The following is a 17,959-nucleotide window of genomic DNA, read 5'->3' on the forward strand; positions in this document are numbered from 1 at the left end:
GACAGCTGCGCCCCAAGCGGCAGAACCGGACTGCCACCCCGGTTTGCAGCAGGCCCCGGCACGGTTCTTTGTAACAGCCGATGCCGCTTCGCCGCCCCGGCCTCATTCTGAGTACCGCCGCTCGGACGCGCGGGGGCTTCAGGCGATCACCCCGAACAGGTCGTGCGCGTCGGCGTCCTCGATGGTGACGTGCACGATGTCGCCGGGGGCAAGCGTTTCGGGGACGTCGCGCAGGTAGACCGCGCCGTCGATCTCTGGCGCGTCGGCCTGGCTGCGGCCAGTGGCGCCGATGTCGCCGTCCTCGTCCGGCTCGCCGACCTCGTCGATGATGACGGGGAGCGTGCGGCCGACCTTGGCGGCGAGCTTGGCAGCGCTGATGGCTTCCGTCACTTCCATGATCCGGGCGTAGCGTTCTTCCTTGACCTCTTCGGGCACCTGATCGGGCAGGGCGTTGGCCGCCGCGCCCTCGACCGGCTCGAAGCGGAAGGCGCCGACGCGGTCGAGCTGAGCTTCCTCGAGCCAGTCGAGGAGGTAGCGGAAGTCGTCCTCGGTCTCGCCCGGGAAGCCCACCACGAAGGAACTTCGGATCGCGATGTCGGGGCAGATCGCGCGCCACGACTTCAGCCGCTCGAGCACCTTGGCCTCGTTGGCGGGGCGGCGCATGAGTTTGAGGACCTTCGGCGAGGCGTGCTGGAACGGGATGTCGAGATAGGGCGTCAGCAGCCCCTCGGCCATCAGGGGCACGACCTGATCGACATGGGGGTAGGGATAGACGTAGTGGAGGCGGACCCACGGCGCGGCGCCTTCGGGGGTGCGCAGCTGGCCGAGTTCGCGGGCGAGGTCGGTCATGTGGGCGCGGACTTCGCGGCCCTTCCAGTCGCGGCTCTCGTGGCGGGTGTCGACCCCGTAGGCGCTGGTGTCCTGGCTGATGACGAGGAGCTCGCGGGTGCCGGCGGCGACCAGCTTCTCGGCCTCGCGCAGCACCGCGTCGATGCGCCGGCTGGCGAGCTTTCCGCGCAAGCTGGGGATGATGCAGAAGGCGCAGGAGTGATTGCAACCCTCTGAAATCTTGAGGTAACTATAGTGGCGCGGGGTGAGCTTGATGTCGGGCTGCGGGATGAGGTCGACGAACGGCCCCTGCGAGGGCGGCGCGTGGAGGTGCACCGCCTCGACCACCTGCTCGTACTGGTGCGCCCCCGTCACCGCGAGCACGCTGGGGTGCGCGGCGCGGATCGCCTCGGCCTCCTCGCCCATGCAGCCGGTGACGATGACGCGCCCGTTCTCGGCGATCGCCTCGCCGATGGCGGCAAGGCTCTCCTCCTTGGCGGAGTCGAGGAAACCGCAGGTGTTGACCAGCACCACGTCGGCGCCCGCATAGTCCTCGGCGAAGGCATAGCCGTCGGCGCGCAACCGGGTGAGGATGCGCTCGGAATCGACGAGCGCCTTGGGGCAGCCGAGGCTGACCATACCGATCTTCTTCTGATCGGGGAGGGTGAGGGGAGCGGAGGTCATTGCGGCGCGGCCCCTACACTGTGTCGGCCCCGCGCGCTAGGCTTGACCGCGGACCACCCGGCAGGGCATCGGGGTGAGCATGATCGCCAAGCTCTTCACCGACCACCCGCGCGCCATCGGCGAGACCTACACGCAGCACGCCCGCACCGCCTTCAGCTTCGGCTGGCGGATGACAGTCGGCGGGCTCGCCTGCATGGTCCACGCGGTGGTTCCCGGCCTGTTCGTCAAGACCGCGAGCCGCACCGTGGTCCAGCTCGATGCCGAGATGCGCGGCCGCAAGGCGACCCCGGCCGAGGAAGAGTTCGCCTACGTCATCTGAGCCTGCCCCCGCCCCGCTATCGCTCGCCCGCACGATGCGCTAGGATGCCGGGCGAGAGGAGATTGCGGCCGTGAACGACTTTGCCCTGTGGCCGGTGCTCGCGGGAGCGGCCGCCTTCTTCGCGGTCGGCGCGCTGTGGTACGGCCTCCTCTTCAGCAAGCCCTGGCAGCGCGCGGCGGGGCTTTCGAACACCCAGCTGCGCGAGGGCAACATGGCCGTGATCTTCGGCCTGACGCTCGCCTTCGAGCTGCTGATCGCGTTGGTGCTGTGGCACCTGCTGGAGAAAACCGATCCGAAGCCCTTAGTGGTGATGATGATGGCGGTCGGCTTTGCGGGAGGCGTGATGATCCCGGCGATCGGGATCAACTACCTCTACCTCAGAAAGCCGCTGGCGCTGTTCCTGATCGACGCCGGGCACTTCCTGTTCGGGATGGCGGCGATGGGCGGGGTGTTCGTTTGGCTCCGGGCGTAGGGCGAGAGGCAAAAAATACGCGCTGGATGAACGACCGTCTTCGGCAAGCGGCGATGCAGGCACGCGTAGCCACGTCGGCTCGGAGCGGCCTTCACGTTTCGACCGGGTGACGCTCCAGCCAGATATCGTTCTGCCAGTCGTCATAGCCCAGCAATTGGCCGAAACGACGCTCGTGCGCGTTGGTCCAGCGCCCGTAGTTCTCGATCAGCTCGAGCATTTCGTCGATGCGCCAGTATTCACCCCGCAGCGTATAGAAGACCCGGCGGTAATGCCAATCCGGTCGATCCGGCACCGGCACCTCGATGACGCGACGGTTGATCCGTCCCTCGGACACATGGCGTCCAAACATCCTGTGGTAGCGGATCATGCAGTCAGGCTCACGCCCGGCAATGTCGACGAACATCGCCATTGGCTTGATGCCCCGGAGCATCAGCCCCAACTCGCGATTCGTATGCACGAGATAAGGCAGGGCGCGGAGTTCGTCGGGCAGCATTGCTTCGCTTTATCCGTAACTTATCAAATTCGCTATGGGTGGCTGGCTATGCGGCGATTTTTCTCCACGAAGCACCAGAAGGTGCTTCCAGCGAAAGATCACCCCGCCTCGCTCGCGGCAGTCGGCACGATCTCGACCACCACGTCGCCGGGCTGGAGCATCTGGCACTCGTCCTCCCAGAAGCCGATCGGGCGGCCATCGCGGTAGACTCTGAGGCCCGTGCCGCCGCTTTGCAGTTCGGTGATCGGACGCCCGCATTCCGCCGCGCTCACCACCCGCTCGACCAGTTGCACCCGGCCGCCGACGCTGGCGAGGTCGGCGAGGTAATCGGCGATGTGCGCGCCCTTGACTGAGCCCGCCAGCAGCAGGCCGGTGAAGCGCACCGGGTTGATGACGTTGTTGGCGCCCGCCTGCCGCGCCAGCAGCTCGTTGTCGTCGGCGCGCACCACCACGCTGATGGGGACGTTGGGCGCGAGGTGGCGGACGGTCAGCACGATCAGGATCGAGGTGTCGTCGCGCCCGGCGCTGACCAGCACGCTGGTCGCCTCGGCGATGCGGACCGCCTTGAGGTTCTCGTCGCGGGTGGCGTCGGCGGCCATCACGTTGACGCCGAGCTTCTCGGCCTCGACGAGGCGCTCCTCCGACGGGTCGATCACCACGATGCAGCGCGGATCCACGCCGCGCTCGATCAGCTCGTGCACGCTCTGCGAGCCCGAGACGCCGTAGCCGAGCACCACGACATGATCGGTCAGCTGCTCCTGAATGCGGGCCATGCGCCATTTCTCCCAGCTGCGCTTGATGACGAAATCGTAGGCCGCGCCCACGAAGATGAACAGGACGGCGATGCGCACGGGCGTGACGATCACCGCCTCGATCAGCCGCGCGCGGTCACTCACCGGGGCGATGTCGCCGAAGCCGGTGGTGGTGACGCTGATCATGGTGAAATAGACCACGTCGAGGAAGCTGATGTGCCTGTCGACATTGTCGACCAGCCCGTCACGGTCCCACCAGTGGATCATGATGACCATGCCGAGCAGCAGGAAGGCGATCCCGGCGCGCAGGCCGAGGTCGCCCCACACGGGGAGCTTCACCTGCCGCCTGAGCGGGCGGAACTGGTCGGCGAGCAGCGCGCGGCGCTTGAACGGGTTGCGGCGCGCCGGTCCGGCCATCAGTCCGCGAACCGCTCGGCGAGGATGCCGATGGTCGAATAGTGGGTGAGGTCGAGCTGGAGCGGGGTGACCGCGACGAAGCCCTCCTCGATCGCTTCGAGGTCGGTGCCGTGGTCCAAGGTGTGCTCGATCTGGTCGAGCCCGAACCAGAAATAGCGGTAGCCGCGCGGATCGCGGCCCTCGACGATGGTGCCGCGCGAATAGTCGTGGAAGCCCTGCCGCACGACGCGGATGCCCTTGACCTCGTCGGCGGGGATGGCGGGGAAGTTGACGTTGATCAGCGTCCGGTCGGCCATCGGCGCGTCGATCAGGGGGGCGAGGACCTTCGGCCCCCATTCGAGCGCCGCGCCGAAGGGCACCTCGTCGCCCATGCCTTCGCGGGCATAGACCTGGCTGAAGGCGATGGCGCGGATCCCCGCCAGCGCGCCTTCGATCGCGGCCGAGACCGTGCCCGAATAGGTGATGTCGTCGGCAAGGTTGGCGCCCCGGTTGACGCCCGAAAGGATGATGTCGGGCGCATCGGGCATCACTTCGCGCAGGGCCATCATGACGGAGTCGGTGGGGGTGCCGGAGACCGCGAAACGCCGCTCGCCGTGTTTGTGCAGGCGCACGGGGCGGGTGAGGGTCAGCGAGTGGCCCGCGCCAGATTGCTCCTCGGTCGGGGCGCAGATCCAGATATCGTCGGAAAACTGGCGCGCGATCTGCTCCAGCACCTTGAGGCCGGGGGCGTGGATGCCGTCGTCATTGGTGAGGAGGATGCGCATTACGAGGCCGGTTCCAATCGGGTGACGCCGCCCATGTAGGGCAGCAGGGCGTCAGGCACGGTCACCGAGCCATCCACGTTCTGGTAGTTCTCGATCACCGCGACCAGCGTGCGGCCGACCGCGAGGCCGGAGCCGTTGAGGGTGTGGACGAACTCGGTCCGCTTCTCGCCCGCGACGCGGTAGCGGGTGTTCATGCGGCGGGCCTGGAAGTCGCCGGTGTTGGAGCACGAGCTGATCTCGCGGAAGGCGCCTTGCCCCGGGAGCCACACCTCGAGGTCGTAGGTCTTGCGCGCGCCGAAGCCCATGTCGCCGGTGCACAGCAGGAGTTTGCGGTAGGGCAGGGCGAGGCGCTCGAGAATGGTCTCGGCGGCGCGGGTCATGCGCTGGTGTTCGGCCTCGGAGTCCTCGGGGCGCACGATGCTGACCAGCTCGCACTTCTCGAACTGGTGCTGGCGGATGAACCCGCGGGTGTCCCGCCCCGCCGCGCCCGCCTCGGAGCGGAAGCACAGGGTGAGCGCGGTGAGGCGTATGGGAAGCGCGGCCTCGTCGAGCAGCTCGCCCATGACGCTGGCGGTGAGGGAGACTTCCGAGGTGGGGATGAGCCAGCGCCCGTTGGTGGTGCAGAAGCTGTCCTCGGCAAACTTGGGCAGCTTGTCGGTGCCGTACATGGCATCGTCGCCCACCAGCACCGGCGGGTTGCACTCCGCATAGCCGTGCTCGCCGGTCTGGACGTCGAGCATGAACTGGCCGAGCGCGCGGTGAAGGCGCGCCATGCCGCCCCGCAGGAAAGTGAAGCGCGCGCCCGAGAGCCTTGCGCCGGTCTCGAAATCCATGCCGAGGGCGGGGGCGATGTCGGCGTGTTCGCGGGGGGTGAAGTCGAAGGTGCGCTTCTCGCCCCATTCGCTTTCGACCCGGTTGTCCTCCTCGCCCGCGCCATCCGGCACGTCCGCGCCCGGCAGGTTGGGGATGATCTCGAGCGCCGCCTTCAATTGCCCCGCCAGTTCCTCGGCGCGGGCCTCCATCGCGGGCATCGCGTCCTTGAGCGCGGCGACCTCGGCCTTGATCGCCTCGGCCCCGTCCTTGTCGCCCTTGGCCATTGCCGCGCCGATCAGCTTGCTCGCCTCGTTGCGGCGCGATTGCGCGACCTGCACTTCGGTCACCGCGGCGCGGCGTTCCTCGTCCAACGCGATCAGAGATGCGGCCTGCGCGGGCAAGCCGCGGCGGGCGAGGCCAGCGTCGAAAGCTTCGGGATTCTCCCGGATAAGGCGAATGTCGTGCATGGCAGCGGCCTATGCCCGCTCCGCCAGCCCAAGGAAAGAGGGCTTGGGCGGCTCGGCAGGCTGCACTCTGGCTGCGATCTGCCGCGGAACCTGCACGGCCCTGCGCCGGTAGGTCAGGGCAAGGAGAACAGCATCATGCTCAAGAAGATCATCGGCGCCGCGATCGGGGCCAAGCTTGCCAAGAACTCGCCTGCTGTGGGCGGCGCAACCGGTGCGGCGCTGGGTGCGGCGGTGCCCTTCGTGCTTTCGCGCATCAGCCTGCCGACGATGGTGATGCTGGGCGTGGGCGGCTATTTTGCCAAGCGCTGGTTCGACCAGCAGCCGCAGCGGGAGGACACGCAGCCTGCCCCCGCGCTGCCCGCCCCGGCTCCCGCCACGAACCCCGTCCCAGTTCAGACCCACGATCTGCCCTGAGCGGAAAAGGGGCGGCGGTGGATAGCCAGAGGCCGCCGCCCCCTCGGGGAAAAATGGCTCAGAAGTTGACCTGAGCCGTCACGAACACCCGGCGCGGATCGCCGTAGAAGCCGGTCAGCGTGCCCTCGCGCCCGAGGGTGGGCACGAAGGGCGCGCCGCCCACGCCGCCCGCCACGAAGTTATAGCCGGCAACGATGTATTCCTTGTCGAACAGGTTCTTGCCGTGGACCCCGAGGCTGTAGCGCCCGTCGTCCGAGGTGTAGACGATGCTCGCATCGACCAGCACGAAGCCGTCCTGGTCGAGGAAGGGGTTGGGCACCTCGAACTGGCTCGCATCGGACCGCAGCGAAGCCTGGCCGATGAAGTCGACGATCCCGCCCGCCATCGGCAGGCCCAGATCGAAGCCCATGTGCGCGGTGATGTCGGGCGTGTTCTGGAACACGCGCTGGCTCGCCACGTCGCGGCCGAAATTGTCGATGAAGGTGTTGAACTTGGCATCGATGATGCCGAGCGACCAGTTCACCGTGAAGCGGCTGCCGTCACCCGCAAAGTCGCGGCCCACCAGCGCATTGCCTTCGAATTCGACCCCGTTGACGTCGGCATCGGCGGCGTTGGAGGTGATGCCGATGAAGCTCTCGTTCACCCCGTCGCCATTGGCGTCGAAGCCGACCGAGCCGGGGATCTGGACGTCCTTGTATTGTCCGAGGAAGCCGGCGAGGCTGATGTTGACGCGGTTGTCGAGCAGCGAGGCCTTCCAGCCGAGCTCGAAGCTGTCGACCGTTTCGGGGTCGAAGGCCATGAAGTCGTAGACCTCGGCCGGCGTGCAGGCCCCGCCGCGCGCGTTGCGGCACGCGGTGGTCTGGCCGCGCGGATCGAAGCCGCCGCCCTTGAAGCCCTGCGAATAGGTGAAATAGAGGTTGTGATCGGCATTCGGCTGCCAGCTGATCGAGGCGCGCGGGTTGAAGTCCTCGAAGGTCGCGCTGCCGGTGAAGTTGCTGGTCACCGCCGCGGCAACCCCGGTGCCGCCGAACAGGTTCGAGAACCCGCCGACGAAGGTCGTGCGCAGGATCCGGCTGTTGCGCTCGTCATTGGTGTAGCGCCCGCCGACCGAGACGCTGAGCGTGTCGGTGAGATCATAGGTGAAGTCGCCGAAGACCGACCAGGTCTTGGTGTTGACGTCGCCCAGCGTCTGGGCGGCCAGACCGTTGACCGTCGTGAACAGCGCCACGTCGAAGGCGGTGAAGGCGTTGGCATCGAGGTAGTAGAAGCCGAGCACACCCGAAAGGTTGTCGCTTTCGTAGAGCAGCTGCAGCTCCTCGCTGAACTGGTCGTTCTCGTAGATCGCCGGCACGTCGAGATCGACCGCGGGAAGGCTGTCGAAATCGATCGGGGTGGTCGACTGGTCCTCGCGGTAGCCGGTGATCGACTTGAAGGTCAGGGTGTCCGACAGCTCGATCGCGATGTTGAGCGCGCCGCCATAGGCCTCGACCTCCTGCTCGACGATGTTGAGCCCGGCGCGGGTGTCGAACACGTCGTCGAGCACCGGCGCGCCGCTCAGCAGACTGCGGATGAAGCGGTGGCCCTGGCGGGCTTCGGAGTTGTCCTTGACGTAATCGCCCGAAAGCCGCGCCTTGACGATGCCGCTCTCGAATTCGATCGTGCCGCGCGCGGCCCAGACATCCTTGTTGTAGTTTTCGGTCCCGAGCGTGAGGTTCTGGCCGAAGCCCCCGCGCGAAAGCCGCGCGCCGCTCGCGCCGATCTTGAGGCTGTCGCCGATCGGGGTCGAGGCGGTGACGATCAGGTCGGCCTGGTCGTAGGAGCCGTAGGTGCCGCGCACCTTGAGGCTGAGATCGTCGGGCAGGTCGGCGGTGACGTACTTGATCGCGCCGCCGATGGTGTTGCGCCCGTAGAGCGTGCCCTGCGGCCCGCGCAGCACTTCGATACGCTCGACATCGTAGACATCGAGCACCGCGGCCTGCGGGCGGTTGAGGTAGACGTCGTCGACATAGAGCCCCACGCCCGCCTCGAAGCCGGCGACCGGGTCCTGCTGGCCGACGCCGCGGATGAAGGCGGTGAGCGTGGTGTTGGTGCCGCGGCTCACTTCGAGCGTGAGGTTGGGCACCTGCTGGGCGACCGCGATGATGTCCTGCACGCCCTGCTTGGCCAGCGTTTCGCCCGAGATCGCGGTGACCGAGAGCGGCACGTCGATGAGCTTCTCCTCGCGGCGGCGGGCGGTGACGTAGATCACGCCTTCTTCCTCGGCGGCGGCATCGGCAGCCGCAACGGCATCATCGGTGTTGTCCTGCGCCATGGCGGGCGCACCAAAAGTGGCAAGTCCTGCGCAGCCGGCAAGCAACAGCGCACGGGTGCAAAGAATGGTCTTCATGATGTGGTTTTCCTCTCCAGGCCCTCTTATGGCGCCATTCGTATTGAAAGTTGAACCACCTTTCAAGTTTAGACTTGTGCAGACCCCTTGCGCGGCCTACCGAAAGCGCCGAGGGAGAGGCAGATGGGCAACACTCGCGAAGCTGCGGCGACGCTCGCCGGGGATGCGTCGCCTGACGCCAAGACGCCGCGTACCGAGCGCGGGCGGCGCACCTTGCGCAAGCTGCTCGATGCGGCCGCGGAGGAGTTCGGCGAGAAGGGCTTTCACGAGGCTTCGGTCAGCTCGATCACCCGCCGCGCCGGCATGGCGCTGGGCAGCTTCTACACCTATTTCGACAGCAAGGACGCGCTGTTCCGCGCGCTCGTCGCCGACATGAGCGAGAAGGTGCGCACCTCCGCGCGCTCGGCGCTCAGCGAAGGCATGGGCGCGCTCGAGATCGAACGCGCGGCGCTTGCGGCGTTCCTGCGCTTCGCGGCCGAGCACAAGGAAATCTACCGCATCATCGACGAGGCCGAGTTCGTCGATCCGGCCAGCTACCGCGCGCACTACGAGACGATCGCCGCGCGGATCGCCGACCGCCTGCGCGCAGGCGCGGCGGCAGGCGAATTCCGCGACGGGCTGGGCGAGCTCGAAGCCTGGGCGATGATGGGGATGAACGTCTTCGTCGGCCTGCGCTACGTGGTGTGGGCTGACGGCAAGGAGCTTTCGCCCGAAGCGGTTGCGGCGGGCGTCAACCGGCTGCTGGCGGAAGGCCTGCTGCGGCGCTAAGGCTTGGGCGATGATCCTCGCCGTCCACGCCATTCCCGAGGCCGATCGCCTTGCCGCTCTCCATGAACGCATCGCGCTGCTCGAATGGCGCGACGGGCGCGAGACCGCAGGCTCGGTCGCGCGCGAGGTCAAGCGCAACGAGCAGGCGGTGCTGGATTCCACCGCCGGCCGATCCCTGACCGACGAGATCTCTCGGATTCTGTGGGACAACTCGGTGATCCGCGCCGCCGCCCAGCCGCGCCGCCTGTCGCATCTCCTGATCAGCCGGACCGGCGAGGGCGGGGCCTACGGCCAGCATGTCGACAATGCGCTGATGGGCACGGGCGAGCGGCGGGTGCGGACCGACCTCTCCTTCACGCTCTTTCTCACCCCGCCCGGCGATTATGACGGCGGCGAGCTGGTGATCCACACCGCCGGCGTCACCCAGACGGTCAAGGGCGAGACGGGGCTGCTGGTGCTCTACCCCTCGGGCTCGATCCACGAGGTGCGGCCCGTCACGCGCGGCACGCGGATCGTGTGCGTCGGGTGGATCGAGAGCATGATCGCGGACAACGCCCAGCGCGAGATGCTGTTCGATCTCGAAAACCTGCGCGCCACACTGCGCCCCAAATTGCCCAGCCAGTCGCCCGAACTGCTGACGCTCGACAAGACCATCGCCAACCTATTGCGGATGTGGGCTCGGCCCTGAGGACTTTGGCGCGGTTTGGGGCGCGGGCTTGGGGGCGCCCGCCTGCTTGCGCTTGACGGTGAAGTACAGGATCAGGCCCACCCCGATGACGCTCGGCCCGGCCCAGATCGCAGGGTTGAACACCTCCTCGGGCACGAGCCGGATCAGCCCGACCGAAAGGAAGGCGGTATAGGCCGAAATGCCCATGCCGATGAGGGCGCGGAAATGCTCGCCCACGTGGGTGCCCCGCGGGAAATCCTCGGCACGCCAGATGTAGCGCTGCTGGATCAGCATGGCGACGATCCCGATGACAGCGACCAGAATCATCAGCGGATGGCCGACCAGCCAGCCATACCACCCGCACCACGCGCCGCTCGCGATCACCGCCGCGATCACCGCCTGATAGCGGGGCGCACGCAAGGCGCGGCGGTCGCGATTGTGCTTCACCACGCCAAGACCATAGTCGACGAAGCCGATCGTCAGCACGCCGAGATAGAGCATCATCCACCCGAACAGCCCGTCGAACAGCGCGCGGTCGGTGACTTCGGGGTGGCGGTGTTCGGGCCCGTAGAGCGACAGGAACGCCATAGCGATGGCCAGCGCCCCCGCTCCCAGAAAGCCGTAGCACGCTGCCCGGCCCCACTTGCGGTGCGCCTTCGCACCTTTCTTGGTGACGATCGGCCCCCAGAACGCCGTCAGCCCCACCGCGCCGGTGGCGACATGGAGCACGACAAGCGCGTGGAACAGCGTCATGCCCGCCAGCATGACACAATCGGTGTCAATCCGCTAGGACAGTATCACCGCACCCGCGAGGGCGCGACCAGCACCGCGTTGGCGATCATCAGGTCGAGCCCTTCGAGGAAGCCGCGGGTCGCGGGATCGTGAGCGAAGCCGATCACCAGCCCGCGGCCCGTGGGCTGGGCCATGAGGTAGGGCTTGTAGGCCATCTGCCGCCGGTTCTCGTCCCACACATAGCCGCTGGCGATGAGGTTGCCCGCCGCGGCGAAGCGCACCGCGTTGACGCCCTTGTCGCGCCCCAGCGGCGTGAAGATCTGCGTCCCCGTCGCCAGCACCACCGCGCCGTCATCGTAACCGGCGGAGAGGAAGTGGTCGGGCTCGCCCACCACGTTGAGCAGCGCGCCCGGCAGCGTGTCGGGGAGCGCGGCGGGATCCTTGATCGCCTCGCGGTAGGCGGCGTCATTGGCGATTTCGGCGGCCTCGGCGAGCTCGCCCTTGTCGCCCCCGGTCTCGCCCGGATCGCGGCCCAGCGCCGCCTCGCGCTTGACCGCGAGCAGGGCATTGTCGCCGCCGCTGAAGGTCTCGAGGCTGTCGCCCACCGCCACCAGCACCCCGCCGCGCTGGACGAAGGCGCGCAAGTTGCGCTGCCCGCCATCGCCAAGCTGTGCCGCAGGGTTGCCTTCGGGCACCAGCACCACATCGTAATCGCTGAGGTCGGCGCGGGCGAGGCGGGTTGTGCGGATCGGGGTCACGGGGAGCCCGATGCGCTGTTCGAGCACATAGCGCAGCGCGCCTGCGGAAAGCTGGTCGATCCCGTCGTCCCACGCCACCGCCACGCGGGGCAGGGTGAGGCGGACGAAATGCTCGCTGCCGAGGTTGGGCCCGCTGTCGACCCAGCCATTGTCGAGCGCGACGGTCGCCGCGCCGATCTCGCCTGCGAGCGCGGCGAGGCGGGCCATTTTCTCGGGCGTGTTGCTGCCTGCCGGGAAGACCACGGTGCCGCGCGGGAACTGGCGGCCACCGGCGGCGAAGGCCTTGTCGGTGACGCGGCCCTCGATCCCCTCGCGCAGGGCGAGGGTGACAAGCCGCGCCTGCCCGCTATCGGTCCACGGCACGGCTATGGCGAAGGCGCCGCTGCCTTCGGCCTTGGGCGCGATCGGTGCTTCGGCTGCCATGGCATCGCCACTGACGGCAGCATTGCACAGTGCCACGTCGACTCCCGCCATCGGCCCCACCGCCCATGCGGTCACGTCGTAAAGCTCGTGCGGCAGGTCGACCGAGCGGCGGCGCTCCTGTTCGGCCAGGAAATCGGGCGGCAGCGGCGTGTCGCGGTCGAGCAGGCTGCGGATCAGCCGCGCGGCGGGCTGGGCCTGGGGCACGGCGAGGTAGCCGGCGGGATAGGACTTGCCGCAGACGCTCGCGCTACCCTCGCGCCGCAGCACGGTGATGCCCTGCGCGGCCAGACGCCGCCCGAGGCGCTCGGCATTCCAGCGCCGCTTGCCGAGGTCGATCACATAGCTGCCCTTGCCCGCCGCACCGCCAGCATTGCCCGCGCGGTAGGCGGCGAAGTCCGCGAGGAACCTGGCCGCATTGTCGGCCACCGCCTCTGCCGTGGCGAGGCTGGTCGAGAAGTGGTTGGCGACCCCGTCGGCATAGGTCAGCTCGGTCCCGTCCCGCCGCTTGAACACCAGCCCGCGCGCCGAGCCCTGTTCGTAGGTGCTGCCGATCGCGCCTTGGTGCGCGTTCCAGGTGTCGCCATAGCCGGGGTAGAACAGGTCATAGACTTCGCGCGTGAAGAACGGCTCGCCGCGCGCGTCGAAGGCGGCGGCGTTGTAGCGGCCGATCAGCTCGTAGGCGCGGATCTGCGCGGGCGTGAGGTTGGGGCTGAACGGCTGGGCCGCCGGAGTGAAGAAGTAGGTCTCGTCCCCGCCCATTTCGTGGAGGTCAACCACCACCACCGGGTTCCACTGCCGGATCGCGGCGACCTTGCCGCGGGTCTCGGGCTGGGAGAGGGTGAACCAGTCGCGGTTCAGGTCGAACATGTAGTGGTTGACCCGGCCCGAGGGCCAGGGTTCGTCATGCTCGGCCGCCTGCCGGTCGGCATTGGGGGCGATCCCGGTCGAGGCGAGGAAGTTGTTCACGAAGCGCGCCCGCCCGTCGGGGTTCTGCATCGGGTCGATGACGACGATCGTGCTGGCCATGATCTTGGCCGCCTTCGCGTCATCCTGCGCGGCGAGCAGGTGGTAGGCTGTCATCAGCGCGGCGTCGGTCGAGGAGATCTCGTTGCCGTGGACACCGTATTGCAGCCAGGTCACCGGGAGCGCGGTGCCATTCCCCGCGCGCCCGGCGGCAATTGTCGCAAGGTCAGCGCGGATCGCATCGAGCTTCGCCATATTGGCCGGGGCCGAAAGCACCAGATAGTAGAGGGGCCGCCCCTCCCAGCTTGTCGCATATTGTACCAGCCGCGTCCGGTCGGGCGCGGCGGCGGCGAGCGTTTTGAGGTAGGCATAGGCCTGATCGGGCGAGGTGATCCGCGCGCCCGGGGCATGTCCGACAGTCGCGGTCAGCGTCGGGATGGCGGGATCGAACTGCCCTTCGGCAAAGGACTGCGCCGCAGCGGGCGAGGCCAGCGCGAACATCGCGAGGAGCATGAGGCTCCAGCCCCGGATCGTGTCACGCATCGTCTGTCCGTCCCTGTTTGGCCGCAAGAAGCAAGGTTGACGGCCTTGCCGCGAACAGAGCCGCGCGGTCAAGCAGGGAGGGGCGAATGACGAAGCCGGGCTGCTTCCTGCGGGCCGGCAAAGGACCGCTTCAGGACGGCTGATCCCCCGGCCGGGCCGCAACGGCGGCGGCATCGGCCAGCATCGCCGCGAAGGGCGCGTCCACCTGGCAATCGATCACGAGATGCACCCGCGCGGCGCTCCCGTGGTTATCGACACTGTGCGTGTCGGACAGGCGCAGATACCACGCCTCGCCCGGCTGCATATGGACCTGCGAGCCGTTGAGCCAGAAGGCGACATCGGGGTTGGAGGTGACCGGGACATGCAGACGCGCCTGGCCCAACGCAGCGTCGAGATCGTGATCCCTGTGCGGTTTGATCCGCGATCCCGGGTCGAGCCGCATCAGGCGCACCGACTGGAGCGGGCATGCGAAAGCGCCAAGCACCTCCTGCAGATAGGGCGCGCGCTTGAGCCATGGGGTTTCCTCGAAGGCGCTGGCCGAGGGATCGGACACCGCCATCATGATCGGATGCGTCGCCCCGGCCTTGCAGCGCAGCGGCAGGATGCTCCAGCCGCCGTCAAAATTCTGGGTGACAAAATGAGCGATCCAGTCGGCCTCGGGGATCCGGGCCACTTCGTCCGCCATGCGCGCCGCATCGAAGTCCAGCGGCAGGCGCAGGCGATCGGGCAGATCGGCAAGCGTCGCGCAGTCGGGGGCGGGGTCAGAGCGCATGATCGGGTGTTGTTCTCCGGCGGCCGGTCGGGTTAGACCGGGCCATGAATTATGGATCAAGCGCTTCGGCCTATCAACCGGCCTTGCCCGATCCTGCGGCGCTGGCCGCCTTGCGCAATGCTCTTTCCGCAGCGCCGAAGGAACTCGACCGCATCGCCGGGCTGGCACGGGCCGAAGCGATCGCGGCCCTGTGTGCCTTTTCGGCGCGGTGCGGGATAGCGCTTGCCGAAGGCGCGTTGATCGAGGCGCTGCGCCCCGATGCGGCAGGGGACGCCCGGCCCGCATGGCACGGTGCTGTTGCCGATGGGCGGCTCTCGCATTTCTGGCTCCCCGTCGGCCTTGTCACCGAGGGCGCGCAGGTGCTGGTCGAATGGGCGCATTACGGCGCCGCACCCTTCGATGCGCCGTTCTTCGACGATCACCTGCGCCGAGCCCGCAATCACCCGATATCGCGGCTTTTCCGCTGGCGCACGCGGCTGGGCGAATTGACAGGGCTCGCCCCTGAGGCTGGGCCGGTTCTCGATGGACTGGTGCTGCACATGTCGCGCTGCGGCTCGACGATGGTGGCACAGGCGCTCGCCGCGATGCCGGGGCATGTCGTCCTGTCCGAGCCTGCGCCCTTCGACGACCTGCTGCAATTCTGCGCGGCGCGCGCCGATATTGCTCTCGAGACACGCATTGCCCTCATGCGCGGCATGGTCGGAGCGCTCGCCGGCGGGCGGGGCGGGGCGGTGCGCCGCCGGCTCCTCAAGGCCGATAGCTGGCACACCGGTGCCCTGCCGCTGCTGCGCGCTGCCTTTCCCGACACCCCGTGGGTGTTCCTCTACCGCGACCCGCAAGCGGTGTTGCTATCCCACGAGCGGATGCCGGGCCTGCTGACGCTGCCGGGTCCGCAGGCAGCCCTCGTCGGGGTCGATGAACCGTCCGCAGTGCCGGGGCTCGACCTCACGGCGCGAGTCCTGGCAGCGACGTGCCACAAGGCCGCCGACCATGCCGGCGTCGGCGGGGGGATATTCGTCGACTATGCCGAAATGCCCGGGGCGATCGACGCGCGCATCCTGCCGCATTTCGGGATAGATCCCGACCCGCAAGAGCGGGCCGCGATGGCAGGCGCGCTGTCCCGCGATGCGAAGGAGCCCTTCAAGCCATTCGATCCGCAAGAACGCGCCGCGCGGCTGAGCGCCTCGCCCGAGGTCATCGCGGCGAGCGAGCGGCATCTTGCCGCTGCGGTTGCGCGGCTGCGTGGGCTCAACCCGCATGCCTCGGGTCTGTGCAAGTCGCTGAAATGAAGCATGCTGGCGCATATGCCCAAGCTGCTCTAAGGGGGCGTGCTGGAGCAAGGGCTGACACGATGGCGAAACGACCTGCCGATATCCGGGCAACCGCCAGTGCATCGAGCGGTCTGACACCGATGCGCTCCGGCCGACCGATGCGGCCGCGATGAAGGCGGCTTTCCTCCGGGCCCGGGCGCGGCCCTTCCTGCCCGAGCTTGCCCTCATCAGTGCGCTTTCGGCGCTCGGCGCGCTGGCCAGTCTCGCCGTGCCGTGGCTGGCGGGGTCCTTCCTGGGCGGCATGGTCGGAGGGCAGGTGCCGGAGAACCCCGGCGTGACGGTCAGCTTGCTGGTTCTGGCATTGATCGCGCTTGCGGTGCTCAACGTCCTGGTCCAGATCGTGTCCGAACTGGCATCCGGCCGCATCCTTGCCGGTCTCCGGCGCGACACCCACGACCATCTGATGGCGCTGGGAATAGCATTCCACGATGGATCACAGTCCGGCGACCTTCTGTCGCTGGCGACCAATGATGCCACGCAGCTCAGCGGGTTTCTGACGCGCACGTTGGCAACCGTGCCCTCGCTGGTCCTGACGGCGGCCGGTGCGCTGGTGCTGTTGTTCGTGCTCGATCCGGTGACGACCCTGGCCTTGCCGATCCTGCTGGCGGTCTTCCTGCTGATGATGAAGCTGAGCGGGCGACGCCTGCGCACTCTGGCTGTAGAGGCGCGCCAGGCCGATATGCGGCTGTTTTCGCTGGCGCGGCGCAACCTCGATCTCCTGCCCGCGATCAAGGCCTTCGGCACCGAACCTGCTCGCCGGAGCGCCTATGATGCGGCTTGCGAGGAATCGCGGCGGCTCGCTTTGCGGCGGGCGCGGGTGGCCGCGTTGCTCAGCCCGCTGGCGTCTCTGCTGGCGGGTCTCACGGCGATCGGCATTCTGGTGATCGGAAGCGATCAGGTCGCTGCGGGCACGCGCACCCCGGCCGACCTTTTCGCGTTCCTCCTCTACGCTGCCCTGCTGACCCGCCCGGCGAGCGGCCTGGCGGATTTCTACGGCGCTCTCCAGACAGCACGCGGCAACATGGCCCGGCTTGAAGCGGTCTTCGGTCAGCCCGGCGAGCCAGGTTATGCCGGACGGACGGTGGTTGACAGGGCAAAGGGCGCCATCGCGTTCGAGGCGGTCGACTTTGCCTACAAGGGGCGCGCGCCGGTGATTGCCGGCCTCGATCTTGCCATTGCGGCGGGAGAGGTGGTGGCGCTGACCGGGTCGAACGGGATCGGCAAGTCCACGCTGATCCGGCTGCTTCTGCGCTTCTACGATCCGCAGGGCGGGCGCATCACGCTGGACGGTGAGGATATTGCCGGGCTTCAGGTGCAATCCTTGCGGCGCCAGTTCGGCTATGTTCCGCAGCGTCCCCTGCTGATGGACGACACGGTGCGGGAGAACATCGTCTTCGATGCCGAGGATCGCTCACCGGAACGCATCGAGCGCGCCGCGCGCCTCTCTCAGGCGTGGGAGTTCATCCAGCGGCTGCCGCAGGGGCTCGACACGGTGATCGGCGATAACGGGGTGCGATTGTCGGGCGGGCAGCAGCAGCGCATTGCGCTTGCCCGGGCGCTGTATCGCGATCCGCCGATCTACATCTTCGACGAAGCCACCAGCATGTACGACCTGGAGGGCGAAGCCGCCTTCGTCGAATCGGCGATTGCCGCGCTCAAGGACCGCACGGTCATCATCATCACCCATCGGCCGGCAAGCCTGGCGATGGCCGACCGGATCATCGATCTCGATCAGGCCAGGGTGGCCGGTCCCGTCGCGGTCTGCGGGTAGGGCGGGCGCACCCCACCGTTCCGGTCCGGCTGCTCTGCCTCAGCGCTTCAGCCAGAAAGACAGGCGGACCGCGTCGGCGATCCGCGCGCGGCCTTCGGAACCCATGGCGTAGGACAGGGCCGCGCCGAGGCCCGGCTCGCCGCTCTGGTCGGCGCCATCGGCCTGCCCTGCCGCCGTCCGGCGCCGGATCATCGCGCCGATCTGCGCCGGTCAGCGGTGCGCAGGGAGGCGCAGCAACTGCGCGGGCCAGCCGACAGCCGAACGGAACGCGGTATCGACCAGCATCAGCCGCCGTGCGACATCGAGTTCGGCTTCGCGGAGGTCGGTGGGTGCATGACCCTGCCAGTCGACAGCCAATCCGCAATACCTGAGAACACCGGGAATAAAAGGGGCCACGGATCGGCCGGTAGCACCGGATTAAA

18 protein-coding genes are annotated in these 17,959 nt (G+C 68.1%); 7 read left to right on the forward strand and 11 right to left on the reverse strand.

Annotated features, from left to right (window positions below):
- Positions 1-138: 138 nt before the first annotated feature.
- Positions 139-1,512, reverse strand: a complete 1,374-nt coding sequence (rimO, locus tag AX708_RS19020; RefSeq protein WP_066529517.1) for a 30S ribosomal protein S12 methylthiotransferase RimO — start codon at positions 1,510-1,512, stop codon at positions 139-141.
- 79 nt (positions 1,513-1,591) lie between these two features.
- On the opposite strand from rimO, the gene AX708_RS19025 reads away from it, so the two are divergent.
- Positions 1,592-1,831, forward strand: coding sequence for a DUF6356 family protein (locus tag AX708_RS19025; protein ID WP_066529525.1), 240 nt, complete (start codon positions 1,592-1,594; stop codon positions 1,829-1,831).
- Positions 1,832-1,901: 70 nt separating this feature from the next.
- Entirely contained in the window at positions 1,902-2,303 is a 402-nt protein-coding gene (locus AX708_RS19030) for a DUF1761 domain-containing protein (RefSeq protein ID WP_066529528.1), read from the forward strand.
- Between the two features lie 91 nt (positions 2,304-2,394).
- On the opposite strand, the gene AX708_RS19035 is transcribed toward AX708_RS19030, so the two are convergent.
- From AX708_RS19035 to serS, 4 genes are all read right to left on the reverse strand, one after another.
- Complete coding sequence (locus tag AX708_RS19035; RefSeq protein WP_066529533.1) at positions 2,395-2,796, reverse strand: hypothetical protein; 402 nt, start codon at positions 2,794-2,796, stop codon at positions 2,395-2,397.
- Between the two features lie 98 nt (positions 2,797-2,894).
- Positions 2,895-3,965 (reverse strand): TrkA family potassium uptake protein, encoded by a 1,071-nt coding sequence (locus AX708_RS19040; protein WP_066529534.1) that lies wholly within the window; start codon positions 3,963-3,965, stop codon positions 2,895-2,897.
- Positions 3,965-4,729 carry a 5'/3'-nucleotidase SurE gene (gene surE / locus AX708_RS19045; RefSeq protein WP_066529538.1) on the reverse strand — a complete coding sequence of 255 codons (765 nt, stop codon included), beginning with the start codon at positions 4,727-4,729 and terminating at the stop codon, positions 3,965-3,967. Before surE ends, AX708_RS19040 begins: the two co-directional genes overlap by 1 nt.
- Positions 4,729-6,009: a serine--tRNA ligase gene (gene serS / locus AX708_RS19050; RefSeq protein WP_066529540.1), complete on the reverse strand. Its 1,281-nt coding sequence runs from the start codon at positions 6,007-6,009 to the stop codon at positions 4,729-4,731. Before serS ends, surE begins: the two co-directional genes overlap by 1 nt.
- 135 nt (positions 6,010-6,144) lie before the next feature.
- Here serS and AX708_RS19055 point away from each other — a divergent pair, with 135 nt between their 5' ends.
- The gene (locus tag AX708_RS19055; RefSeq protein WP_066529543.1) at positions 6,145-6,423 is read left to right on the forward strand and encodes a hypothetical protein; all 279 of its coding nucleotides are present in this window, start codon (positions 6,145-6,147) and stop codon (positions 6,421-6,423) included.
- Between the two features lie 58 nt (positions 6,424-6,481).
- On the opposite strand, the gene AX708_RS19060 is transcribed toward AX708_RS19055, so the two are convergent.
- Positions 6,482-8,809: a TonB-dependent receptor gene (locus AX708_RS19060; RefSeq protein WP_066529546.1), complete on the reverse strand. Its 2,328-nt coding sequence runs from the start codon at positions 8,807-8,809 to the stop codon at positions 6,482-6,484.
- A gap of 123 nt (positions 8,810-8,932) precedes the next feature.
- On the opposite strand from AX708_RS19060, the gene AX708_RS19065 reads away from it, so the two are divergent.
- Both AX708_RS19065 and AX708_RS19070 read left to right on the forward strand, forming a co-directional pair.
- Positions 8,933-9,577, forward strand: coding sequence for a TetR/AcrR family transcriptional regulator (locus AX708_RS19065; RefSeq protein WP_066529547.1), 645 nt, complete (start codon positions 8,933-8,935; stop codon positions 9,575-9,577).
- 10 nt (positions 9,578-9,587) lie between these two features.
- On the forward strand, positions 9,588-10,265 hold the full coding sequence (locus tag AX708_RS19070) for a Fe2+-dependent dioxygenase (protein ID WP_066529549.1): 678 nt from the start codon (positions 9,588-9,590) through the stop codon (positions 10,263-10,265).
- Here the strand turns inward: AX708_RS19070 and AX708_RS19075 are convergent.
- From AX708_RS19075 to AX708_RS19085, 3 genes are all read right to left on the reverse strand, one after another.
- A complete protein-coding gene (locus AX708_RS19075; protein WP_082745563.1) occupies positions 10,239-11,009 on the reverse strand; it encodes a hypothetical protein in 771 nt (256 codons plus the stop codon). The two genes, AX708_RS19070 and AX708_RS19075, sit on opposite strands and share 27 nt — an antisense overlap.
- Before the next feature lie 32 nt (positions 11,010-11,041).
- Positions 11,042-13,663 (reverse strand): M14 family zinc carboxypeptidase, encoded by a 2,622-nt coding sequence (locus tag AX708_RS19080; RefSeq protein WP_066529553.1) that lies wholly within the window; start codon positions 13,661-13,663, stop codon positions 11,042-11,044.
- A gap of 130 nt (positions 13,664-13,793) precedes the next feature.
- Positions 13,794-14,435 (reverse strand): aspartyl/asparaginyl beta-hydroxylase domain-containing protein, encoded by a 642-nt coding sequence (locus AX708_RS19085; protein ID WP_066529555.1) that lies wholly within the window; start codon positions 14,433-14,435, stop codon positions 13,794-13,796.
- A gap of 44 nt (positions 14,436-14,479) precedes the next feature.
- On the opposite strand from AX708_RS19085, the gene AX708_RS19090 reads away from it, so the two are divergent.
- Positions 14,480-15,724 carry a hypothetical protein gene (locus tag AX708_RS19090; RefSeq protein WP_066529558.1) on the forward strand — a complete coding sequence of 415 codons (1,245 nt, stop codon included), beginning with the start codon at positions 14,480-14,482 and terminating at the stop codon, positions 15,722-15,724.
- Positions 15,725-15,875: 151 nt separating this feature from the next.
- The gene (locus AX708_RS19095; protein ID WP_066529560.1) at positions 15,876-17,537 is read left to right on the forward strand and encodes an ABC transporter ATP-binding protein; all 1,662 of its coding nucleotides are present in this window, start codon (positions 15,876-15,878) and stop codon (positions 17,535-17,537) included.
- Positions 17,538-17,576: 39 nt separating this feature from the next.
- Here the strand turns inward: AX708_RS19095 and AX708_RS20655 are convergent, their stop codons facing one another.
- Both AX708_RS20655 and AX708_RS20660 read right to left on the reverse strand, forming a co-directional pair.
- Positions 17,577-17,729, reverse strand: coding sequence for a hypothetical protein (locus tag AX708_RS20655; protein ID WP_156443386.1), 153 nt, complete (start codon positions 17,727-17,729; stop codon positions 17,577-17,579).
- Positions 17,730-17,747: 18 nt separating this feature from the next.
- On the reverse strand, positions 17,748-17,894 hold the full coding sequence (locus AX708_RS20660; RefSeq protein WP_156454605.1) for a hypothetical protein: 147 nt from the start codon (positions 17,892-17,894) through the stop codon (positions 17,748-17,750).
- Positions 17,895-17,959 lie beyond the last annotated feature (65 nt).

Source organism: Erythrobacter sp. CCH5-A1, from assembly GCF_001557115.1.
Classification (GTDB): Bacteria; Pseudomonadota; Alphaproteobacteria; order Sphingomonadales; family Sphingomonadaceae; genus Erythrobacter.